20 protein-coding genes and 1 pseudogene are annotated in these 20,541 nt (G+C 69.8%); 10 read left to right on the top strand and 11 right to left on the bottom strand.

The genetic code is table 11. From position 1 onward, the window contains the following. The first annotated feature begins 11 nt into the window (after positions 1–11). Entirely contained in the window at positions 12–704 is a 693-nt protein-coding gene (gene hemQ, locus C8E96_RS32210; RefSeq protein ID WP_091371260.1) for a hydrogen peroxide-dependent heme synthase, read from the top strand. A 92-nt stretch (positions 705–796) separates the two neighbouring features. After that, positions 797–2,044: a CoA transferase gene (locus C8E96_RS32205; RefSeq protein ID WP_091371261.1), complete on the top strand. Its 1,248-nt coding sequence runs from the start codon at positions 797–799 to the stop codon at positions 2,042–2,044. Positions 2,045–2,046: 2 nt separating this feature from the next. On the opposite strand, the gene C8E96_RS32200 is transcribed toward C8E96_RS32205, so the two are convergent. From C8E96_RS32200 to hisS, 7 genes are all read right to left on the bottom strand, one after another. Beyond that, positions 2,047–5,139, bottom strand: coding sequence for a S8 family peptidase (locus C8E96_RS32200; RefSeq protein ID WP_166658196.1), 3,093 nt, complete (start codon positions 5,137–5,139; stop codon positions 2,047–2,049). A gap of 305 nt (positions 5,140–5,444) precedes the next feature. Next, the gene (locus C8E96_RS32195) at positions 5,445–5,780 is read right to left on the bottom strand and encodes a hypothetical protein (RefSeq protein ID WP_091371265.1); all 336 of its coding nucleotides are present in this window, start codon (positions 5,778–5,780) and stop codon (positions 5,445–5,447) included. Then, positions 5,777–6,583, bottom strand: a complete 807-nt coding sequence (locus tag C8E96_RS32190) for a DUF692 domain-containing protein (RefSeq protein ID WP_091371468.1) — start codon at positions 6,581–6,583, stop codon at positions 5,777–5,779. The genes C8E96_RS32195 and C8E96_RS32190 overlap by 4 nt, the downstream gene beginning before the upstream one ends. A 17-nt stretch (positions 6,584–6,600) precedes the next feature. Then, positions 6,601–7,521, bottom strand: coding sequence for a TIGR04222 domain-containing membrane protein (locus C8E96_RS32185; protein WP_166658195.1), 921 nt, complete (start codon positions 7,519–7,521; stop codon positions 6,601–6,603). Between the two features lie 111 nt (positions 7,522–7,632). Next, on the bottom strand, positions 7,633–8,076 hold the full coding sequence (msrB, locus tag C8E96_RS32180) for a peptide-methionine (R)-S-oxide reductase MsrB (protein WP_091371268.1): 444 nt from the start codon (positions 8,074–8,076) through the stop codon (positions 7,633–7,635). 28 nt (positions 8,077–8,104) lie between these two features. Then, a complete protein-coding gene (locus tag C8E96_RS32175; RefSeq protein ID WP_091371270.1) occupies positions 8,105–8,431 on the bottom strand; it encodes a hypothetical protein in 327 nt (108 codons plus the stop codon). Between the two features lie 24 nt (positions 8,432–8,455). After that, a complete protein-coding gene (gene hisS, locus C8E96_RS32170) occupies positions 8,456–9,799 on the bottom strand; it encodes a histidine--tRNA ligase (RefSeq protein WP_228769725.1) in 1,344 nt (447 codons plus the stop codon). Positions 9,800–9,828: 29 nt separating this feature from the next. Here hisS and ligD point away from each other — a divergent pair, with 29 nt between their 5' ends. Genes ligD through C8E96_RS32155 form a run of 3 tightly spaced genes read left to right on the top strand, consistent with a single transcriptional unit; the run spans position 9,829 to position 12,477 of the window. Continuing rightward, complete coding sequence (gene ligD / locus C8E96_RS32165) at positions 9,829–10,878, top strand: non-homologous end-joining DNA ligase (protein ID WP_091371274.1); 1,050 nt, start codon at positions 9,829–9,831, stop codon at positions 10,876–10,878. 31 nt (positions 10,879–10,909) lie between these two features. Next, the gene (locus tag C8E96_RS34350) at positions 10,910–12,226 is read left to right on the top strand and encodes a hypothetical protein (protein WP_228769726.1); all 1,317 of its coding nucleotides are present in this window, start codon (positions 10,910–10,912) and stop codon (positions 12,224–12,226) included. 56 nt (positions 12,227–12,282) lie between these two features. After that, complete coding sequence (locus C8E96_RS32155) at positions 12,283–12,477, top strand: hypothetical protein (RefSeq protein ID WP_091371311.1); 195 nt, start codon at positions 12,283–12,285, stop codon at positions 12,475–12,477. 3 nt (positions 12,478–12,480) lie between these two features. Here C8E96_RS32155 and C8E96_RS32150 read toward each other — a convergent pair whose 3' ends face one another. Next, positions 12,481–12,684: a hypothetical protein gene (locus tag C8E96_RS32150; protein ID WP_091371313.1), complete on the bottom strand. Its 204-nt coding sequence runs from the start codon at positions 12,682–12,684 to the stop codon at positions 12,481–12,483. 128 nt (positions 12,685–12,812) lie between these two features. On the opposite strand from C8E96_RS32150, the gene C8E96_RS32145 reads away from it, so the two are divergent. Then, positions 12,813–13,430, top strand: coding sequence for a DUF6319 family protein (locus tag C8E96_RS32145; RefSeq protein WP_091371318.1), 618 nt, complete (start codon positions 12,813–12,815; stop codon positions 13,428–13,430). A gap of 246 nt (positions 13,431–13,676) precedes the next feature. Here C8E96_RS32145 and C8E96_RS32140 read toward each other — a convergent pair whose 3' ends face one another. After that, positions 13,677–15,206, bottom strand: a complete 1,530-nt coding sequence (locus C8E96_RS32140) for an alpha/beta hydrolase (protein WP_091371320.1) — start codon at positions 15,204–15,206, stop codon at positions 13,677–13,679. Between the two features lie 264 nt (positions 15,207–15,470). Between C8E96_RS32140 and C8E96_RS32135 the strand changes: the two are divergent. Continuing rightward, a pseudogene (locus C8E96_RS32135) lies at positions 15,471–15,689 on the top strand (transposase); the annotation flags it as partial. Between the two features lie 135 nt (positions 15,690–15,824). On the opposite strand, the gene C8E96_RS34555 reads toward C8E96_RS32135, so the two are convergent. Then, positions 15,825–16,772 (bottom strand): cold-shock protein, encoded by a 948-nt coding sequence (locus C8E96_RS34555; RefSeq protein WP_133794930.1) that lies wholly within the window; start codon positions 16,770–16,772, stop codon positions 15,825–15,827. Positions 16,773–17,533: 761 nt separating this feature from the next. Here C8E96_RS34555 and C8E96_RS32125 point away from each other — a divergent pair. Then, on the top strand, positions 17,534–18,448 hold the full coding sequence (locus C8E96_RS32125; RefSeq protein ID WP_091381396.1) for an EamA family transporter: 915 nt from the start codon (positions 17,534–17,536) through the stop codon (positions 18,446–18,448). 19 nt (positions 18,449–18,467) lie between these two features. Next, positions 18,468–19,007, top strand: a complete 540-nt coding sequence (locus C8E96_RS32120; RefSeq protein WP_091381394.1) for a dihydrofolate reductase family protein — start codon at positions 18,468–18,470, stop codon at positions 19,005–19,007. A gap of 2 nt (positions 19,008–19,009) precedes the next feature. Here C8E96_RS32120 and C8E96_RS32115 read toward each other — a convergent pair whose 3' ends face one another. Then, positions 19,010–20,104, bottom strand: coding sequence for an ATP-dependent DNA ligase (locus C8E96_RS32115; RefSeq protein ID WP_166658194.1), 1,095 nt, complete (start codon positions 20,102–20,104; stop codon positions 19,010–19,012). 51 nt (positions 20,105–20,155) lie between these two features. Here C8E96_RS32115 and C8E96_RS32110 point away from each other — a divergent pair, with 51 nt between their 5' ends. After that, a complete protein-coding gene (locus tag C8E96_RS32110; protein ID WP_091381392.1) occupies positions 20,156–20,539 on the top strand; it encodes a DUF1801 domain-containing protein in 384 nt (127 codons plus the stop codon). Positions 20,540–20,541: the final 2 nt, after the last annotated feature.

Here is a 20,541-nt window from a genome sequence, read left to right as displayed (position 1 = left end):
ACGATGAACCCATGGCCCGCCTGAACTACGCCGAGCTCAACGACACCATCCGCTACACCATGTGGTCGGTGTTCCGCATCGAACCCGGTCGCCTGCCCGACGACCGCGGACTCGCGGGCTCGGAGGTGACGGACTACCTCGACGGCCTGGAAAGCAAAGGCGTCGTCGTGCGCGGTGTCTATGACGTCGCCGGGTTGCGGGCCGACGCCGACTACATGATCTGGTGGCACGCCGAAGAGATCGAGCAGGTGCAGGCCGCCTACTCCGGTTTCCGCCGCACCGCCCTCGGCAAGGCGTCCACCCCGGTGTGGAGCCAGGTCGCCCTGCACCGGCCCGCGGAGTTCAACCGCAGCCACATCCCCGCGTTCCTCGCAGGCGAGGAAGCACGCAAGTACATCTGCGTGTACCCGTTCGTCCGCTCCTACGAGTGGTACCTGCTGCCCGAGGAAGACCGCCGCAAGATGCTTGCCGACCACGGCAAGGAAGCCCGCGACTACCCGGACGTGCGTGCCAACACCGTCTCGTCGTTCGCCCTCGGCGACTACGAGTGGATGCTCGCCTTCGAGGCCGACGAACTGCACCGCATCGTCGACCTCATGCGCCACCTGCGCGGCACCGAGGCGCGCCTCCACGTGCGCGAGGAGATCCCGTTCTACACCGGCACCCGCGTGCCCCCGGCCGAACTCGTCGCGAACCTCCCCTGACCGTCGGCCAGACCAGTCGGCCGCCAGGCATGACGTGGGCCCGTTTGTCGAGTGGGCGGTTTCCGCATGGCTTGTCGTGAAGCGGGAGGGTCATGACCGAGCGCATCCTGCCCGGGCCGTTCCGGGTCGCCCATGCCGCCGCCCGCTGTGTCGAGGGGGTGACGCAGGCAGCGGCCGAGTTGCTGCGGGAGCGGGGAACCGATCCCGGTCCCGTATCGGTTGACGTCAGGCATGCGGCCGCCGCATTCCGCAGTGAGCGGCAGGTGCTCGTCGACGGCCGCTCGCCCGGAGACACGTGGGCTCCACTGTCCGGCGATTACCGTGCCGCCGACGGCTGGGTGAAGCTGCACTGCAACTACCCGCACCACGAAGCCGCCGTTCGCGCGGTCCTCGGTGACGACGTGGCGGCCGAGGTGGCGCGCAGGCGGGCCCACGACGTGGCGGAGGCGGTGCTCGCCGCGGGTGGGGCGGCCGCGATGCTGCGCGGGCGCGACGAGTGGCGGGAGCACCCGCAAGGCAGAGCTGTCGCCGCTGAGCCGTTGGTCTCGGTCGAGCGGATCGCCGACGCGCCTGCCCGGCCGCTTCCACCCGCTGACCGGCCCCTCGTCGGTGTCCGCGTCCTCGACCTCACCCATGTCATCGCCGGCCCCGTCTGCGGCCGCACCCTCGCCGCCCATGGCGCCGACGTCCTGCATGTCGGCGCCGCGCACCTGCCGACCGTGCGCCCCTTGGTGATCGACACCGGCTTCGGCAAACGCACCTGCCACCTCGACCTTCGCGCCGACGAGAATCGAGTGACCCTGCGGGAACTCCTCGCCGACGCCGACGTCATGGTGCAGTCGTTCCGCCCGGACACCTTCGCCACCAAGGGATTCGGCCCGCAAGACCTGCCTCCGGGCGTGGTCCTGGTCAGCCTGTCCGCGTACGGCCACAGTGGACCGTGGCGGGATCGACGCGGATTCGACAGCCTCGTCCAACTCGCCACAGGCATCGCCAGGGAATCCGACGGGAAGCTGGTCTCCCTGCCTGCGCAAGCGCTTGACCACGGGACCGGCTGGCTCGCGGCCTACGGGGTAATCGACGCCCTGCGGAGAAGGTCGGTCGAAGGCGGCACCTGGCACGTCCGCGTTTCCCTGGCCCGTACCGCGTTGTGGCTCGACGAACTCGGTCGAGTGGACTCCGCCGAGGAACCCGGTTTCGCCGAACCGTACCTGTCCGAAATGGACAGTGACTTCGGACTCGTCCGGCACGTCCGCTTCCCCGGCGCGATGCCGGGGTCGCCCCCGGGCTACGGTCACGGACCCCGTACGCCCGGCGGCGACCCCGCATCCTGGTGGTAGACCTACTTCAACTTGTACGCCCGGATGATCGTCTGCTCGACCGTCCCGCCCCGCCCGTCCTCCGCCTTGGCCCGCAGTGACACGGACTTCGCCTCAGCCGGATGGAAGAGCAACGCGCTGTTGTTGGCCACAGTCGCCCGCCGCCACGTCTTCCCCTCGTCGTAGGACACTTCGACGCCGAGTTTGCGTGGTGTGACAGTCGATCCGTCTTCGAGCTGCATGCTCACCGGCAGCAGGAACGGCCTGCCCGCGCGGGCGCTGTTGCTCTCGTCCAAGGCACCGTGGAACCGAACCACCGACAGCGGGATGGCCTTGTCCCCGGACGCCGAGGTGAACGTCCATGCCGCGGACACCCTGGTGCTCACGTCGAACACCTCGCCCCGCACCCCTTCCGTGGTGAGCCGGTACGCCCCCTTCGCGGCGGGCACCGGGAACACCCCGTAGCCGGCGTCCGGGCTCGCCCCGAGCTTGACACCATCGCGGTAGAGGGTCGTGTTGCCGGAGGTCACGGCGGTGAATCCGGCGTTGCCCGCGCCATCGCCGAACAGGCCGATGTTGAACCCGATCTCGTCACCGAACCGTTCCGCCCATGGGTACGTCGACCGCGGCAGCGCAGGCCCGAAGATCGCCCCGGCCATCCGCTCCTGGTAGGTCCGACCAGCACGCAATTGTTTTGGCGCCGAACGGAACGCACCCAGGATCGCAGGCGGCTCGCCGATCATCACCTCGGATTCCCACTGCGTGTTCTCGGTGGAGAAGTGCTCGGTGAGGCCGCCCGGCATCGTGATCTCGCGCCCGATCGCCCAACTGCTGCCCCGCCCGTCCGAGTAGAGGGGGAACGTCACCCGAAGGCCGTTCGCCGCCTGGGCGGTCGGCTGACCGAGCGCGGTGCGCACCGTCGCCATGTCGGCGGGCCGGTACGTCTTCTCCAGCCCGGTCGGCACGGACTTCGGCTGGAAATGCGCCAGGCCGTAGAAGTCCTTGCCCGCCATCCACGACGTGTTCAACGTCCAGAGGAACTTGTCCGCGGGCAGTTCCGCCCCCAGGTGGGCGGTGTAGATCTGCTCCGCGGAGTCCGCGAGCGCGGCCACCCCGATCGACCCGTGCTCCGTGGTGAGTTCATAACCCGCGGAGGCCAGGACCGACACCGCCGCCGGATCCGGCGCGACGACCTTGAGCTGCTTGGTGATCCGGGCGTCGACCACGATTTCCGTGTCCTTGGTCAGCGTGAACCCCGGATCGGCGAGCACGTGTGAAGCCGTCTCGTAGCTGAAGAACGTGTCGATCAGATACCGGCCCTTCGGCAGTCGCCGCGTGACCACACCGTCCGGACTGTTCACAAAGTACGGCTGACCCGAGTCGAGTCCGAAGAGCAGCGTGTACGCGTCCGGCGACGGTTTGCCGTCGAGACCGAGGAAGGTCGCCTTGAGCTGGTAGCTCTCGACCTCGCGGTCCACCCCGACTGGGGTGCGCACCGCCGTCTCGCCGGACCTCGCGACGACCGCGCCGGAGTACGCGCCGTCGACCGAGCCGAGCCTCGTGTCGGAGGTGACACCCACCGTCGCGGTGCCGCCCGCGGGAACCTCGACCCGGTCGCGCGACAACGCGATCATCCCGGCGGGCGCGGGCTTCCCATCGGGACCGACAAAGTCCGCCGTCAGGTCCAGGGTCACCGGCGCGGTTCCGCCATTGCGGTAGGTGATCTCCTTCGACACCGGCTGGTCGTCGTCATGCGGCCACTGCGGCACGCCGAAGCTGACCGACGTCGGCTCGCTGGTCACGTTCTGCGCCAACGACTTCGGCACATCGATCCGCCCGGAGCCCTGCGCGTACGCTGACTCCCCAGCCGTCGGCCGAGCCGACGCGGTCAGTGCTGCCTTGAGCTGCCCCGCCGTCCACTGTGGATTCTTCTGGACCAGCAGCGCGGCCGCGCCCGCGACGTGCGGGGTGGCCATCGAGGTGCCCGACATCGACACGTAGCCCGGCTCGACGGGAGTCCCGATGGAACCCTCTTTCGCCTGCGCGGCAACGATCTGCGAGCCCGGCGCGGTCACGTCCGGCTTGATGCCCCCGTCGCCCACGCGCGGTCCCCGGCTGGAGAAGAACGAGAGCGTGTCGTCGCGCTCGACCGAGCCGACCGTCAGCGCCGCCTCCGCACTGCCCGGCGAACCCACCGAACCCGCCGACGGACCGGAGTTGCCCGCCGCGATGACGAACAGGGTGCCGCGTTCGGCCGTGAGCCGGTTGACCGCCGCTTCCAGCGGGTCCACCTCGGCTGTGTCCTGCCCGCCCAGGCTCAGGTTGACGATGTCGGCCCCCTGCTCGGCGGCCCACTCCATGCCCGCGATGATCCACGACTCCTGGCCCCAGCCCTGGTCGGAGAGCACCTTGCCGTCGAGCAGCTTCGCGCCGTGCGCCACGCCTTTGTACTTCGCCCCGCCGCCCGCGATCGTCGATCCGACGTGCGTGCCGTGCCCGACGCGGTCCACCGCGTCGGCGGAGTCGGTGAAGTTTTGTTCCCCGACTTCGCGGCCCGCGAGGTCCGGGTGGGTCTGGTCGACCCCGGTGTCCAGGACCGCGACGGTCACCCCGGCTCCGGTCAGGCCCGCCTGCCACGCCGATGGCGCGCCGATCTGGGCCGTGCTGCGGTCGAGGTTGGCCTTGTGCCGGGCGTCGAGCCACACCTTGCCCGGGCCCGCCGCAAGCGCCCGCCACGACTCGCCCAGCGACGACTTCTCGGCGGCGACCGCGCGTGCCCCCGCCGACGGCAGTTCACGCACGGTCCGAACGCCCGCCGAGCGCGGCGTCGGACCGGTGAGGATCAGCGGCAGGTCGCCCCTGCTGTCGCCGTAGCCCGCGTCGAGCAGGCCGGTCACGTCGAACAGCCGCGGGTCGAGCTTGCCTGAGGAGACCAGCGGCAACGCGTCGGCCGGGATGACGTTGAGCCGTCCGGCCACGGTGTACGTGCGGAACGCGATCCGTTCGCGGCCCTTTCCGGGCAGCACGGCGGGTTTGCCCGCCGAAAGCAGCACCCGGTCGCCGGTGATCAAGGTGACCGCCTTGGCGTCGTTCGACGGTTGCCTCGATGGCTGCACCGTTTGAGCTGTGGCGGCGGTCGAGCCCGCGGCCACCAATCCGATCGCGATAACGAGAGAAATTGTCCGTTTCATCTGTGTACCAGCCCCCACCGGTCAGGAAAATGACAACGCACAAGGGCCGACGACAGGTGACGCGCAGTTCCCCCAGAAATCAAGCCCCAGTAATTTCAAGTTAATGATTTTCGGCCGCCCGCGCATCATCCGATTGGGTGGCCGGGTGGTGCCGACAGGGGTCGACACCACCCGGGTGCCCGGCCACCGGCTCGCGAGAACCCGCGAAAACCGTTGCCCCGGCCGGGAACTCAGGTGCGACGCCACCACCGGCGTTTGGGTTCCGTCACGTGACCACCGGCGATGAGCCACTTGGTGAACGCCGCCGCGTCGTCGCGGGCACGGGAGCCCACGGTGCGCGGATGGGCGCGCGCGTACTCGTCGAAGAGGGGACGGTAGCGCTCATCCAGGTCGCCCGCGACCTCGGGTGCGAGCTGGGCGACGACGCGCCTGCGCTTGGCCAGCAGGGCATCGGCCTCCACCCGCAGGGCGTGCTCGTCGAACCCCGCGGGGGCCGGGCCGTCGGCCAGCAGTGCCCGCAGCAGCGCGGCCTGCTCCGCGGCGAGTCGCTCGCGCGCGCCGCTCACGCCGTGGCCGCGAGGACGCCGCGGATGGCTTCGAGTTCGGCCAGCAGGGCGGAATCCGTCGGGTACAGGTCGTCGCGTTCCAACAGGACACCCGGCGGCCGGACCCGGGAACACAGCTCCCGCAACACTTCCAGCACCCCGGACGGCACCGGGTGGGCGTGCGTGTCGTGGTAGACGCCGTCGCGTTCGACCCCGCCCGCCACGTGCACGTAGGCGATCCGGTCGAGCGGCAGCCCGTCGAGGAGGTCGGCTGGGTCCTGCCCCAGGTTGCGGCCGTTGGCCCACATGTTGGCCACATCGACCAGCAGCAGACATCCGGTCCGCTCGACCAGCTCGGTGAGGAACTGCGCCTCGGTCAGCTCCTCGTCGGGCCACCGCAGCAGGGCCGCGATGTTCTCCAACGCGAGCGGCACCCCCAGCGCCGCTTGTGCGGTCTTCACATTCGCGGTCAACACATCGAGGGCGTCGCGGGTGCGCGGCACCGGCATGAGGTGCCCCGAGTCGAGCCCGCCCGCCCGGACGAAACAGACATGGTCGCTGGCCATCGGCGCGCCGAGCGCGTCGGTCACCGCGGCGAGGTGGTCGATCCGGGCTCCGTCGACCGGATCGGCTCCGCCGAGCGAGAGGGAGACGGCGTGGGGGAGCACGGGGATGCCCCGGTCCAGCAGGACCCGCAGCGACTCCGGGAGGTGGTCGTGGTGGATGTTCTCCGCCACGACCTCCACGAAGTCGATTCCCGGCATCCGCTCCACGGTCAGGTCGATCTCCGACCGCCAGCCGATGCCCACCCCGAGCTCACCCACACCGATCACCCTCTATCTCATCCGCCGCAACCGCCGCCGCCACAGCCACCCCCGCCGCTGCTGCCGCACGACGATCCTCCCCCGGATGAGGGCCCCGAACCACACCCCGACGACCCCGAGTTGCTCGCGGCGATCGCCTGCTTCTGCGATTCCAACGCCGAGGCCAACTCGGTGTCCGGGTGGGCGGCGAGGCCGCTGAGCGCGACCACGCCGACCACCCCGGCCAGCCCCGCCGCACCCCCGTACAGCACCGCCGCGTCGTTCACCTGCTTCGACGACCGGGTTCCCCGGGCCTCGGCGAGCAGCCGTTCCGCCGCGTAGGTCCGTTCCGGCACCGCCTTGCGGTACAGCAGGACCGTCACCACCGCGGTGGCGGCCAGGGCGACCGTGAGCCAGCCGATCGGCCGTCCCTCGGCCAACCCGTTCGTCCACCGCGCGCCCCCGACCACGAACAGCACGATCATCGGCAGGACACCCCATCGGGCCCGAGCCGCGTCCTCGCCGACGAGCAACCCCTTGCGGGCCAAGGCTTCGCCGAGCTTGCGCACGACGTCGCGCCGACCGACCTTGTCGACGAGCAGACCGATACTGCGTTCCTGGTTGCGCTTGATGTCCGCCAGCACCGCCTGGTCGATCGGGTCCGTCGCGGTGGACCCCTCGACCACCCGCACGGTTCCCTTTCGGCTCGGCCGGACCTTGTCGCGGTCGATCAACCTGGCGACGGCGGTCTCGACGACGCGCCGAGGCCCGCCCGCCAGGTACGCCAGCTCGTCGAGCGAGAGCTGACCCGGCCCGATCGCCCCACTCGCCGCCCGCGAATCGGCGGACCCCGCGCGGACCATGATCCGCACCGCCAAAGCGAACAGCAAAGCGAAAGCGAAAGCGACCACGTAGATTCTCAGGAAATCCGGTCCCGCGATTCCCCACGGTTCATTCATCATCTCGATCCCCCCTCACGCCAAGTTGCCCTGACGTGACACATGCTGTTCGCGGTGTGACCGCGAGCACAAGGGACCTTGATTTAGATTTAGGGAAGCCGTGGGTCAGATTTAGGCTTCTTGAGCCGGACTTGAGGTGTCGGGCACCAGGCGCAGGGAAATCGAATTGATGCAGTAGCGCTGGTCGGTCGGCGTCGGGTAGCCCTCGCCCTCGAAGACGTGGCCGAGGTGGCTGTGGCAGCTCGCGCACAGGACCTCGGTGCGCACCGACCCGAACTGGCGGTCCTCGCGCAGCACGACGCTCTCACCCGCGAGCGGGGAGAAGAACGAAGGCCAGCCGCAATGCGACTCGAACTTCGTGTCGCTGCGGAACAGCTCCGCGCCGCACGCGCGGCACTGGTAGACCCCGACCGTTTTGCTGTCGGTGTATTCACCGGTGAACGGGCGCTCGGTTCCGGCCTGGCGCAGCACCGCGAATTCCTCGGGGTTGAGCTGCGCCCGCCATTCCTGCTCGGACTTGACGACCCTGGGGGTGGCGCCGACAACGGGTTTCACGAGATTTCTCCTCCAAGCGCGCACGGGTTCAGCCCAGCAGCATGCTGAAGATGAACACCAGCGTGTCCCACGCGGCGACGATGACGCCGAGCAGGATCAATGTCACCACGATGCCCGCGGTGACGCGGTAGTGGCCGCCCAGGCGGTTGGCCGCGTCGGCGAAGTCGCCGACACCGCCGATGTAGCCCTCGACGGTGTAGCCCGGACGCACCCGCTCGACCCGGTCGAGGTGTTCAGCGAACGCCCTGGCCTCGGGGTCGTCGGGATCCAGGCCGATCAGGTCGTCGGCGAAGCGGCCCGGCGGACCCGGGCGCGGCTCATCGTCGGCTGTCCCCGAGGAACCTGTCGCGACCATGCTTCAACGGTAACCCGAACGTGGTTACCTGTCGCCCAGCTTGCGCTCCTCGATCTCCGCCTGCTCGCTCTTGAGGTGGACGAACGAGGTGAAGCCCCATTCCTCCAGCCTGCCCAGCTGCGCGCCGAACTTGCCGCGCCTGCGGATGGGGGAGACCGGCCGGCCGTCCGCGCGCAGCTCGCGAGCGGTGCCGGTGACCCGCGCGAGCGGAACGTCGGCCTCGTAGAGCACCGCGACGGACTCTCCCCGCGCCTGCCCTTCGAGCAGGTCGACGATGCGCTCGAAGCCGATGGAGAACCCGCAGGCAGGCACGTCGCGGCCCAGGGAACGGCCGATCAGCTTGTCGTAGCGCCCGCCGCCCGCGACGGAGCCCGAGGAGCCGGGGTGCACGATCTCGAAGATCTGACCGGTGTAGTAGCCCATCCCGCGCACCAGCGTCGGGTCGAATTCCCAGGTCAGCGGCCTGGTCTCGGCCAGTGAGCGCAGCGCGTCGGCGGTGGCGGACAGGTCGGCGACGACCTCGTCGGACAGGCCGGGCACCGACGCGGTGAGCTGGTCGGCGAGCTTGGCCGGGTCGATTCCCTGCAGGCCGGTGATGCTCGCCTGCAACTGGTCGATCCGGTCGGTTTCGAGGCCGCGGCCCGCCAGTTCGGCGCGCACGCCGTCCCAGCCGACCTTGTCGAGCTTGTCGAGGGTGATGAACAGCCCGGTCCACTCCGACTCCGGCAGGCCGATGCCCTCGGCCAGCGCGGACAGGAACCGGCGGTCGGACACGCGGACCGTGGTCCCGTCGAGGCCGACCGCGGCCAGTGCCTCGGTGGTCGCCTCGATCAGCTCGACCTCGGCCAGCACCGATTCCTCGCCCAGCATGTCGATGTCGCACTGGTAGAACTGCCGGTAGCGGCCCTTCTGCGGGCGCTCGGCGCGCCACACCGGGCCCACCTGGAACGAGCGGAACGGCTGCGGCAGGGTCGCCTGGTTGTTGCCGTAGAAGCGGGTCAGCGGGACGGTCAGGTCGTAGCGCAGGCCGAGGTCGACCAGTTCGCCGAGCGTGGTGTCGGCGGCGACGGTCTCGTCGAGGCCGCGGCGCAGGACCCGGTAGATCAGCTTCTCGTTCTCGCCGCCCTGGCCGCCGGTGAGGCGCTCGATGTTCTCCAGGGCGGGCGTCTCGATGCGCTGGTAGCCGAACCGGTGGTAGACCTCGGTGATCTGGGCCAGGACATGGTCGCGCACGGCGACGGTCGCGGGCAGCAGGTCACGGGTGCCCCTGGCGGGGCTGTTGTCCATCTTCACCGGTACGGGTTCCTCGCAGATCGCGGTAGCTATGACGAGCAGTACGGTACCGGGGCTGTGGATACTTCCGCGCATGCATTGCCTCGTCGCCGTAGTCTGGGGCGGTGGCAACAGAGGCTGTGGAGATCACCGTCGGCGACCGGGCCGTGCGAGTGTCCAATCCGGACAAGCCGTACTTTCCCGAGCTGGGGCTGACGAAGCGCCAGATCGTCGAGTACTTCCTGTCCGTGGGCGACGGCATCCTCGGCGCGCTGCGCGAGCGCCCGACGACGCTGGAACGCTGGCCTGGCGGCGTCTTCGAGGGCGCGAAGCTGTCCACCAGGGCCGACAACCGGGGTGACGCGTTCTATCAGAAGCGCATCCCGAAGGGCGCGCCCGACTACGTCGAGACCGCGCGCATCGCCTTCCCCAGCGGCCGTTCCGCCGACGAGGTCTGCCCGACGGAGCTGGCGGTGGTGGCGTGGGCGGTGAACCTGGGCACCCTGACGTTCCACCCGTGGCCGGTCAGCCGGGCCGACGTCGACCGGCCCGACCAGCTGCGGATCGACCTCGACCCGCAGCCGGGCACCGACTTCACCGACGCGGTCAAGGTCGCGTTCACCGTGCGTGAGCTGCTGGCCGAACACGGCATCGAGGCGTTCCCCAAGACCTCCGGCGGCCGTGGCGTGCACCTCTATGTCCCGATCGAGCCGCGCTGGACCTTCGTGGAGGTCCGGCGGGCGCTGATCGCGTTCGGCCGCTCGGTGGCGCGGCGGATGCCCGACGAGGTCACGGTCAACTGGTGGAAGGAGGAGCGCGGGTCGCGCATCTTCATCGATTACAACCAGATGGCCCGCGACCGCACGATCGCCTCGGCGTACTCGATCCGCCCGACGCAGCGCGCCCTGGTCTCCGCGCCGGTCACCTGGGACGAACTGGGGGACGTGCACCCGGAGGACTTCTCGGTGCTCACGATGCCCGCCCGGTTCGCGCAGGTGGGCGACCTGCACGCGCCGGTGGCGGAGAAGGCGTTCTCGCTGGAGCCGCTGATCGAACTGGCGGAGCGGGATGAGCGCGACAACGGCTTGGGCGACCTGCCGTATCCGCCGGACTATCCGAAAATGCCGGGGGAGCCCAAGCGGGTCCAGCCCTCGAAAGCCCGTGACGACACCTGACTCGGCCGCCCTCGGTTTCGCGGATGTCTCGTTGATCACTGCCGCGCGTCTCGCACTGGCCGGCGACGACCCGGGACTGTGGACCGTCCTCGATCTCCGCGCGCGGAGCTACTGGTGGCGCGGGCCTGCGGTGCCCGACCCGTCGCCCGAGGTGGCCGTCGTGCTCGCCGCCTGTGACCGGTCCGGCCGGGTGCGTGAGAGCGCGGTGACCGATATCGCCAGGCGCGGTAATCCCGCGCTTTGGCCCGTGCTCGCCTTGCGCTGCGCCGACTGGGTGCCGGAGATTCGTGCCCGCGCCCGGGAGGTGGCGCTCCGCTGCCTGGGTGAGTTGCCCGGAGCCGCGTTCCAGGCGTTCGCTCCGCTCGCGCTCCTCCTGGCGAAGCGCGCCGAGGGACAGTGGCTGGCCGGAGTCGTGGAGGCGAACCTGCGAGAAGGTCCTCCCGAAGTCCTCGCGGTGGCACTGGCCTCGTCGAACCGCGTGGTCCGCCGCGCCGCCTATCGGCTCGCGATGGGCCGTCTTCCGCTCGACCGGCTGCTCAGCGCGGTGCGCTCCGACGATGACACCGTCATTCGGTTGCACTGTGCGGAGGCACTGATCCGTATGGGGGATCTCGACCTCACGCGGAGCTTGTTGTCCAGTGGGACGGCCGCTGTGCGCGCGGAAGCGGTGCACGCGTTGGGATCGGCGGGTGAGCGCGGACCGGCCGAAGCCGCGCTGACTGACCGCAACAGGATTGTTCGTGAAACCGCGCAGGCCGTGCTGCGCCGTGCCGGAAGCGACCCAGGCGGCGCCTATCGCGCTCTCCTCGCGGTCTCGCCCACGCCCGCTGTCATCGCCGGTATGGGTGAGACCGGGGGTGATACCGAGTTGTTGCGTCCATTCCTCACCCATCCCGTCACCAGGGTCCGCGTCGAAACCGTCCGCGCGTTGCGGCGATTGGGTGACACGCCGGTCGGCCTGCTCACGCCGATGCTCGCCGACCCGGCGGCGGCGGTCACCCGCCAGGTTGTGGTGTCGCTACGCGGGCATGAACTCGACATGTCGTTCCTGTTGCGCCAGTTGGGTGTCGACCAGCCACCCCACAGTCGATTCGCCGCCTACCGGTTGTTGACGGCGCGCGACGCGTGGACGCGGATCGAGACGAATCTGGCACTCCTCGACGATGCTTACCTGGGTGGCCGGGCGCACGCGGATATCGCCTCCTGGCTCAGGAACAGCGCTGCGACTTCCTACTTGGTCCCCACCGCCGAGCGCGTCACCCGGGTGGACGCACTGCTCCGCGAGTCGACGACACTCGGCGAACACACTGTGTCGCTGGTGCGGTTCCACATGGGTCTGCACCGGTAGAGACGCGATTTTGTCGGTCCCTTCCTTTACACTGCAAGGAAGGGAAGGAGACCGCCATGACGGGTTCGTACCTTGTGCGCTACGTCGGCGGTCCACTGGACGGCCGGGTCGACACGCTGGCGGCGTCGCCGGAGAGTCCCCGCTCGACGGTGACCCATGTCCATCTGCACGGCGGGCCGAAGATCGTGCACCACTACGACCTGCACTACGCGGTCGAATATGGTTGCGAGTACCGGCTTCGCGAACACTGAGTCCTAAGTGGACTGCCTGGTTTCGAGGATCATCACGCAGAGTTCGCACCGCGGGCCGTCACTGCCCTCCGGCTCCAGGTCGGGTGGCGCGGCGTGGGTGCAGGACGCCCGGTAGTGCTGGTGGGCCAACCGGGTGCCGGGCGCCATCGGAAACGCGTGCAGCTCGCCGTCGTAGCAGCTGCGCCACCAGAGATACCGCACCGTCATCTTCGGCAATGTAAGCCTGCCGCGCCCTGATGGCATCCGCTGCCGTCCGAACGGGTGGCTGTGGGCCTGTCGGACTGTCGGACCCACCGGGCACACTACGCGCGGATCAGTGCACCGGGAGGAAACGAATGGCGAGGGTGGCGTCGCTGTCGACCGAACAGGTCGAGCGACTCAGGGGTGACGTGGCGGCGGGCAAACCCGCGGGCGTGTGGTTCACGGCGGCGGCCGTGGGGGTGACGGCAGGCCAGTCGGGCAAGGTCGTCGGGTTCGCCGAGCCCGCGGAAGGCGATTTCATCCAGGTCCGCCCCACCGGCTCCCGCGACGAGCTCACCTTCTCGCCTGCGGAGTTGACCCTGGTCAAGCCGCCGCCGAAGCCGAAACCGGCTCCGGCGCCGGTCGTGGTCGAACCGGTTGCCGCGGCTTTGCCGGAGGTGGTGGTCGGGATCGAGCCCGCCCCGGTGGTGCGGAAGCCGCCGCCGCACAAGCCCGCGGAGGTGACGGTGACGCTGCACTCCACGCTCGAGGGCGAGTGGACCGTGGATGTGCTGGTGGGGAAGAAGCGGGTGGTCCGGTGGGAGCCGGTGCCCGCGGGCGATGTCGCGCGGGCGGCCAAGTCGCTGCCTTCGGGGGTGGGGGAGGCGATCGGGACGGCTTTGGAGGCGGCGAAGCGGCGGCAGTTGGCTCGCGTGGAGCAGTTGAAGGCGGAGCTTGACGCGGCACAGCGGGCATTGCGGGACTTGGGTTAGAACGGAGCCGGACTTCAGGATCGGGCAGGTAGGCGATCGACCATTCCGCGAAACGCGACCGGCCGATCCCGACGGCCTGTTTGGGTGGTTCGCCTTGATTCGGGGCAAATGGGCCTAAACTTTCGGCGCGGGTGGGCTGTACTTCGCCCACCTTTTGAGCCCGCGCCAGGCCCATTTGGCGGGGTCCCCGAATCAAGGCGAACCACCCAAACAGGCACCCCCACCCAAACTCGCCAGACAAGCTGATCAGGGCGGGCAGACTGTCCCATCGCGAGGGATTTTGCCGTCGCTGAAGAAGCCATAAACGGTGTCGGTGGCGCACGGCGACATGCCGAGGGCGCCGTGGCCCGTTCCCTGCCAGGACACCAGCACCGCCGACGTCAACTGCTGGGCGGCGTGTTGGGTGCCCGCGTGTGGGGTGACACCGTCCGTGGCCGTCGAGAGGACGACGATCGGGGGTGCGGACTCCGCGTGCGGCTGGGTCACCGGGTGGCTCGCCACCGGCCACGGGCTGCACAGGGCCAGCCACTGCGCGGTCAGGCCGCCGAAGACCGGGTAGCGGGTGTTCCAGTCCTTCGCGGTCGCCTCCATCTGCGCGGTCGACAGGCGGCCTCGGGTGTCGTTGCACCTGGTCACGAGGGTTCCGTCGAACATCGCGGGGAGTTCGTCGGTTTCCTGGACCACGGGGGCGGCGAACGCGGCGAGGCCGTCCGGCACGCCGCTGCGGGCGTCGGCGATGGCTTTCGACAGGGCGGGCCACGCCTGCCGGTCGGGCAGTGCGGCGAGGACGCCGCGCAGGACGATTCCGGGGGTGAGGTCGAAGTTCTCGGTGGCCAATGGCTCCGCGGACAGCACCTCGGTCAGCGCTTGGCGGGCGTTGGTGCCCAGTTCGCAGGCGCGGCGGGCGCACTCTTCGGCGAACGCGCTGAACAAGGCGTCGGCGCCCTCGGCGACACCGGCGAGGGTGACTGCGGCGTCTTCGTTGGGGTCGGGGACCCCGTCGAGGACCATCCGGCCCACCCGGTTGGGGTAGCGCTCGGCGAACACCGACAGCACCCGGGAGCCCTCGCCGTGACCGATCGCGTGCAGCCGCTCCATGCCGAGTGCGAGCCGGGCGGACTCGAGGTCGGCCGCGGTCCGCCAGCTGTCGATCGCGGGCAGCCGCGACTCCAGCGCGAGGGTGCACTGCTGCCCGGCGGTCCGCGCGAGGTCGACCCAGGCGGTGACGTCGCTCGCTCGGGGATCCAACGCGACCAACTCGTCGCGGACCTCCTCCGGGACGCACCGCACGGCGTCGGAGTTGCCGGTGCCGCGGCGGTCGAGGCCGACGAGGGAGAACTTGGTGAGGAAGTCGGGGGAGAGGGTCATGGCCAGCTTGACGGCGTAAAGGGTGCTGGGCAGCCCATCCACGTCATTCACCACGACGAGCGGCACCGGCCCGGTGCCCACCCGCAGCACCTGCATCCGCATGGTGCCCCGGCCGGGCGCGTACGGGGAGTCGAGGACGCCGTTGACCCGCCCGCAGTCGATCTTCAGCGAAGCCGGTGGAGCCAGCTTGGCCAGCCGGTCGGTGACCTCCGGCCCGCACTGAGCCCACCGCACGGCCTGGTTCTTCGGCTCACCGAGCGGCGGAAGTGGCTGCGGCCCGGCGTCGGTGGTCGCGGGCGGACCAGGGTCCCCGTCGTTCACGACGATCGCAGGCCGCTCCGACGGCCCCGCCGTACACGCGGCGAGCAACGCGACCGGCAGCAGCCAGGACACCCGTCCGACCCTCACGCCCGCGCGTCCCTCCTATGCCTGATCACCGGCCCACAGCGTGCCGGCTCGCGGGTGAGACCACGGTAAATCGCTCGCGCTCAGACTTAGACCTGGTCTCAACACTTAAGGGTGTGTCACTGCGTAACCTGCCGGTCCTGGTCGGCGATCGTGGGCAGTCATGGCGAAGACGACGCAGCAGCGGCGGGTCGAAGACCGGCTGTGGGAGCTGATCGAACCCCTGATCCCGTCCCGACCAGCGCCGCGCGGTCCGGGTGGGCGGCCCGGGCGGGCCGGCCACGATGCCGACCGGACAAGCTGCACGCCGACAAGGGCTACGACTACCGCCGCTGCCGCCGCTACCTGACCCGCCGCGGTATCAAGGTCCGTATCGCCCGGCGCGGGATTGAGGGCAAGTCCCGCCTCGGCCGGGTCCGCTGGGTCGTCGAACGCACCATCTCCTGGCTGCTGCCGTTCAAACGCCTCGGGCTGCGTTACGACCGGACCGAACGCGGCCCGTCACCACGAGGGAGATCGATCTCCTTGAGGAGGCTGCAGCCGGGTTGCTGACGGCACCATCGATGGGGATGAACGAGCACTCTCGTCGGGAAGTGATCAGCCATCGGTGGGGCCGCCTCTTCAGAGGCGTTCGATGCGGTCGGCCTGCGGGCCCCGGTCGCTCTGACGCACCGCGTACCGGACCCGGTCACCCTTCTGCAGCGGCTCCGACCCCATGATCACGGACACGTGGGCGAAGAGATCGTCGCCGCCTGCGTCCGGGGTGATGAAGCCGAAGCCGCGGTCGCCGTCGTAGCGCGCGACGACGCCCTCGCCGCCTCGTACGGGCACGTCCCGCGCGGCCGGCCCTGCGGCCGCAGCAGGTGCAGACCGCTGCGGCGCCGTCTGGGGCTCGGCGCCCCGGACCAGGTGCACGTCGCGGGCCTGCGGGCCCTTGTCTCCACTAGCCACCTCGTAGGCGACGCGGTCGCCCTCCGCGAGCCACGTCAGCCCCTCGGCCAGGGCCCGGGCGTGAACGAAGATGTCCCCGGCGCCGGAGTCGGGGTTGATGAAGCCGAAGCCCTTGTCCTCGTCGTACCAGGCCACCGTGCCGTCGGCACCGTCCGCGATACCAGCCGCAGCGGGTGAGCCGGCCCCTGCTCCCAGCGGGATCACGTGCCCGGCCTGCGGGCCGCGCTCGCCTTCGACGATCAGGAAGGCCACCCGCTGCCCCTCGGTGACCACGCCGCCGGTCACGATGGCGGAGCTGTGCACGAAGATGTCGGCGCCGCCGCCGTCCGGCGACGCGAAGCCGTACCCCTTGCCCGGCTCGTACCAGTTGACGGTGCCGAGCAGGCCCACGGCGCTGCCGGTGGCCGCATCGGCGGTGACGCGAACGCTCAGCGCCTGGGGCCCGCGGTCGTTCTCGCCGACCTCGAACACGACGGCCTGACCCTCGCGGAGCATTTTCGCGCCGCCGTCCTCGACGATCTCGGAGACGTGCACGAACACGTCCGGCGAGCCGTCCTCGGGCGCGAGGAAGCCGAAACCCCGATCGGCGTCGAACCAACGGACGGTCCCTTGCGGCATCAAAGGCTCCAGGTCGAGAGGGCGGGCACTGGCCCCAGTCTCTCTGACGCACTTCCGGTCCGTCGGGCCGGGCCCACAGGCGGGCGGTGCGGAGCCAGGGGCGGGCCGTTGGTTGACCTAGCGACACGCCGAGTTTGAGACCAGGTCTTTAGGATGAGTTCGCCGGGATTGTCCACAGTGTCCGGCGGTTATCCACAGCAAGATCGACATCAGCCCATCACCACCCGATCGCCGATAAACTGGACAAGGGCTGCCCCCCAGGGTGGGCGGAGGTTTGTCAGGCGTTTGTTCGGAGGTCTGGCGGGGGTTTGCTCGGAGGTTTGCCCCAGGGTTTGCTGGGAGGTTCGCCAGCGGGTGGCTGGGCGGCCTGGCGGGATTTGCTCGGAGGTTCGCCAGCGGGTTCCTGGAAGGTCTGGCGGGTTTGCCGGCAGGTTGCCCGGGGATTTGCTGGGAGGTTCGCCAGCGGGTGGCTGGGTGACCTGGCGGGGTTGGCTGGGAGATTTGGCGGCGGATTGCCGGGTGGTTTTGGCGGCGGATTTGCTGGGTGGTCTGGCGGGTTCGCTGGGAGGTTTGGCAGTGGGTTGCTGGGAGGTCTGGCAGGTCGCCAGCACGTTGCCCGGGAATTCGCTGGGAGGTTGCCGGCGGATGGCTGGGTGATCCGGCGGGGTTCGCTGGGAGGTTTGCCCGGGGACTGCTCGGAATCTGCCGGTGCACGCCGTGGTTACCCGGGGGGCGGGGCGCTCGGAAAGGGAGGTGGGCTCGTGGTTGTCGCGCACGTCGATGGGGCGCGTCGGTCGGCTTCGTCGTGGTTGGGGGCGGTTGTTTCCGGCACGCCTCGGTTGGTGGGGGCTGTTCCGCCTACGGCGCAGGTTTTGATTGGGATCGTCAGCGTGCAGGTGGGGGCGGCGCTGGCGAAGCAGTTGTTTCCGGTGACCGGGTCCTCTGGGGTGGTGGCCCTTCGGCTGGTGTTCGCGGCCGCCATTCTTCTGCTGATTTGGCGTCCCTCGCTGCGGGTTGCGCGCAAGGATTTGCCGGTCATCCTTGGCTACGGCGTCGTGCTCGCCACCATGAACCTCCTGTTCTACCTCTCCCTCGCCCGCATCCCCCTCGGCATCGCGGTGACCGTGGAATTCCTCGGCCCGCTCAGCGTCGCCCTGCTGGGCTCGCGGCGATGGCTGGACGCGTTGTGGGCGGTGCTCGCCGGGGCCGGTGTCGTGTTGCTCGCGCAGACCCTCGGCGGGGCGGACGTCCTCGGGCTGTTGTTCGCCCTCGGCGCCGGTGTCTGTTGGGCGGCGTACATCCTGCTCAGCGCCAAGCTCGGCAGCCAGTCCAGCGACGGCAAGGGCCTCGCGCTGGCCATGGCGTGCGCGGGGCTGATCGCCGCGCCGGTCGGCGTCGTCGAGGCCGGGGCCACGCTGCTCTCGCCGATGGTGTTGCTCGTCGGCCTCGGGGTGGCGCTGATGTCCTCGGTGATCCCCTACTCACTCGAACTTGAGGCGCTGCGCAGCATCCCGCCGCGGGTGTTCGGCGTCCTGATGAGCATGGAACCCGCCGTCGCCGCGATCGCGGGGCTGGTCGTGCTGCGGGAAGCCCTGAGCCCGGCCCAGTGGGTCGCGATCTGCTGCGTCGTGGCCGCCTCCGCGGGCGCCACCCGCACCGCCCGCCCTGACGTCTAAGCAGCGTTAATCTCGTGAAATGCGACCCCTTCGGTACTCCATCAACGTCACCTTGGACGGATGCTGCGACCATCGCGGGATCCCCGCGGACGAGGACATGCATCGTCACGCGGTAGAGAACCTCAACCGGGCCGATGCCCTGCTCTTCGGCCGGGTGACTTACGAAATGATGGAATCGGCGTTTCGGCCGTCGACGCCGAGACCCGAATGGACGGAACCGTTCGCCCAGACGATCAGCGCGGCGAAGAAGTACGTCGTGTCAAGCACCCTGGAACAGGTCGACTGGAACGCCGAACTCGTGCGCGGGGATCTGGGTGAGGCCGTCCAGCGACTCAAGCGGCAGCCGGGCAAGGGACTGTTCGTGGGCGGTGTGCGGCTCCCGCTGGCGCTGACGGAGCTGGGATTGATCGATGAGTACGAGTTCGTGGTGCACCCCAGGATCGCGGGCCACGGGCCGACGCTGTTCGCGGGGCTGACGAAGCCGGTCGACCTGAAGCTTGTGGACAGGCTGGAGTTCAGCTCGGGGGCCGTGGCGATGCGGTACGAACCGAGAAGGTAGTACTACCGCGCCCGCACCTCACCGCGCAGCACCGACGCCAAGTCGTACCGCGCAGGCTCCTCCAGCTGCTCGTACGTGCACGAAGCGGGCTCGCGGTCCGGGCGCCACCGCTGGAACTGCGCGGTGTGCCGGAAACGGCTCGGGTAGCCGCCCTCGGTGTGCTCATACGCGACCTCGACCACCCGCTCCAGCCGCAGCGGCACCCACGGCTGCTCAGTGGTGCGCCACCGGCTTACCGCCCCCGGCATCCGAGTCGCCTGCGCCTCATGCCAACTCGCCCACGGGTGCCCCTCGGCGCCGCCGGGGATCAGCTCGGCCAGCTCCACCGCCAGCTCCCGCCTGCGCACCGCGGAGAACGACCCGACGACCCCGACGTGGTTGAGGCCGCCCGTGTTGTCGTAGAGCCCCAACATCAACGACCCCACAGCCTCGCCCGGCTCGGTGTCCTTGTACCAACGCAGCCCCGCCACCACGCAGTCCGCGGTGCGCGAGTGCTTGAACTTGAGCATCGTGCGCTTGTTCGGCGTGTACGGGCCGTCCGCGGGCTTGCCCATCACCCCGTCGAGCCCCGCGCCCTCGAAGATCTCGAACCACTGGCGGGCCAGGTCCGAGCTGGTCGTCGCCGGGGTCAGGTGCACGGAATCGGTGACCTTCAGCAGGTCCTCAAGCCTGCGCCGCCGCTCGACGCCCGGGGTCTCCAGCAGGAGTTCGTCGCCCAGGGCGAGCACGTCGAAGGCGATGAAGCGCGCGGGCGTGGTCTCCGACAGCATCGTCACCCGACTCGCCGCCGGGTGGATGCGTTCGGCGAGCTTGTCGAAGTCGAGCCTGCCGTCGATGTCGACGACCAGCTCACCGTCGATGACGACCCGCTCCGGCAGCGCCTCCCGCAGGGCGGCCTCGGCGTCGGGGAAGTAGCGGTTGAGCGGCTTGCCCGACCGGGACTGCAGGATCACCTCGTCGCCGTCCCGGAAGACCAGGCAGCGGAAGCCGTCCCATTTCGGCTCGAACACCAGATTCGTGTCGTCCGGGATGGACTTGACAGCCTTGGCCAGCATCGGTTGCACCGGCGGAGTCAGTGGAAGCGCCACGCCGCCCATACTGCCCGTTCGGCGGGCTTCCGGCAGCCGAACACGCTTATCGTGGAGGCCATGACCGATCCACGCGTCGACGCCCGCATCGAGAGCCTGCTGCCTTGGCAGCAGGAGATCTACCGGCAGGTGCGGGAGCTGGTGCACGCCGCGGACCCCGAGGTCGAGGAGACCATCAAGTTCACCGATCGGCCGTACTTCGTGCTGCGGGGGAACATCTGCGCGCTGCTGCCCGCGAAGGACCACGTGAACATTTTCCTCTACGACGGCGCGATCGTCCCCGACCCGGAGGGGATCATCACCGGCGGACATGACAACAAGACAGCCCGCACCGTCGCCGTCCGTCCGGGCGAGGAGATCAACGCGCCCGCTCTGCTGGCGATGTTCCGGCAGATCATCGCGAACAACCGGGCCGGGGGCTGGCGCAAGCTCAAGAAGGGCTGAGT

The sequence above is a fragment of the Actinokineospora alba genome (assembly GCF_004362515.1).
Taxonomy (GTDB): Bacteria; Actinomycetota; Actinomycetes; order Mycobacteriales; family Pseudonocardiaceae; genus Actinokineospora; species Actinokineospora alba.
This window is presented reverse-complemented; position numbering and strand designations above follow the sequence as displayed.

Bases quoted from the DNA above. Each gene is read 5' to 3' on its own strand.
- hemQ (WP_091371260.1), top strand. From the start codon at position 12: ATGGCCCGCCTGAACTACGCCGAGCTCAACGACACCATCCGCTACACC.
- C8E96_RS32205 (WP_091371261.1), top strand. From the start codon at position 797: ATGACCGAGCGCATCCTGCCCGGGCCGTTCCGGGTCGCCCATGCCGCC.
- C8E96_RS32185 (WP_166658195.1), bottom strand. From the start codon at position 7,521: ATGAATGAACCGTGGGGAATCGCGGGACCGGATTTCCTGAGAATCTAC.
- C8E96_RS32175 (WP_091371270.1), bottom strand. From the start codon at position 8,431: ATGGTCGCGACAGGTTCCTCGGGGACAGCCGACGATGAGCCGCGCCCG.
- hisS (WP_228769725.1), bottom strand. From the start codon at position 9,799: ATGCGCGGAAGTATCCACAGCCCCGGTACCGTACTGCTCGTCATAGCT.
- C8E96_RS32155 (WP_091371311.1), top strand. From the start codon at position 12,283: ATGACGGGTTCGTACCTTGTGCGCTACGTCGGCGGTCCACTGGACGGC.
- C8E96_RS32150 (WP_091371313.1), bottom strand. From the start codon at position 12,684: ATGACGGTGCGGTATCTCTGGTGGCGCAGCTGCTACGACGGCGAGCTG.
- C8E96_RS32145 (WP_091371318.1), top strand. From the start codon at position 12,813: ATGGCGAGGGTGGCGTCGCTGTCGACCGAACAGGTCGAGCGACTCAGG.
- C8E96_RS34555 (WP_133794930.1), bottom strand. From the start codon at position 16,772: ATGCCGCAAGGGACCGTCCGTTGGTTCGACGCCGATCGGGGTTTCGGC.
- C8E96_RS32120 (WP_091381394.1), top strand. From the start codon at position 18,468: ATGCGACCCCTTCGGTACTCCATCAACGTCACCTTGGACGGATGCTGC.
- C8E96_RS32115 (WP_166658194.1), bottom strand. From the start codon at position 20,104: ATGGGCGGCGTGGCGCTTCCACTGACTCCGCCGGTGCAACCGATGCTG.
- C8E96_RS32110 (WP_091381392.1), top strand. From the start codon at position 20,156: ATGACCGATCCACGCGTCGACGCCCGCATCGAGAGCCTGCTGCCTTGG.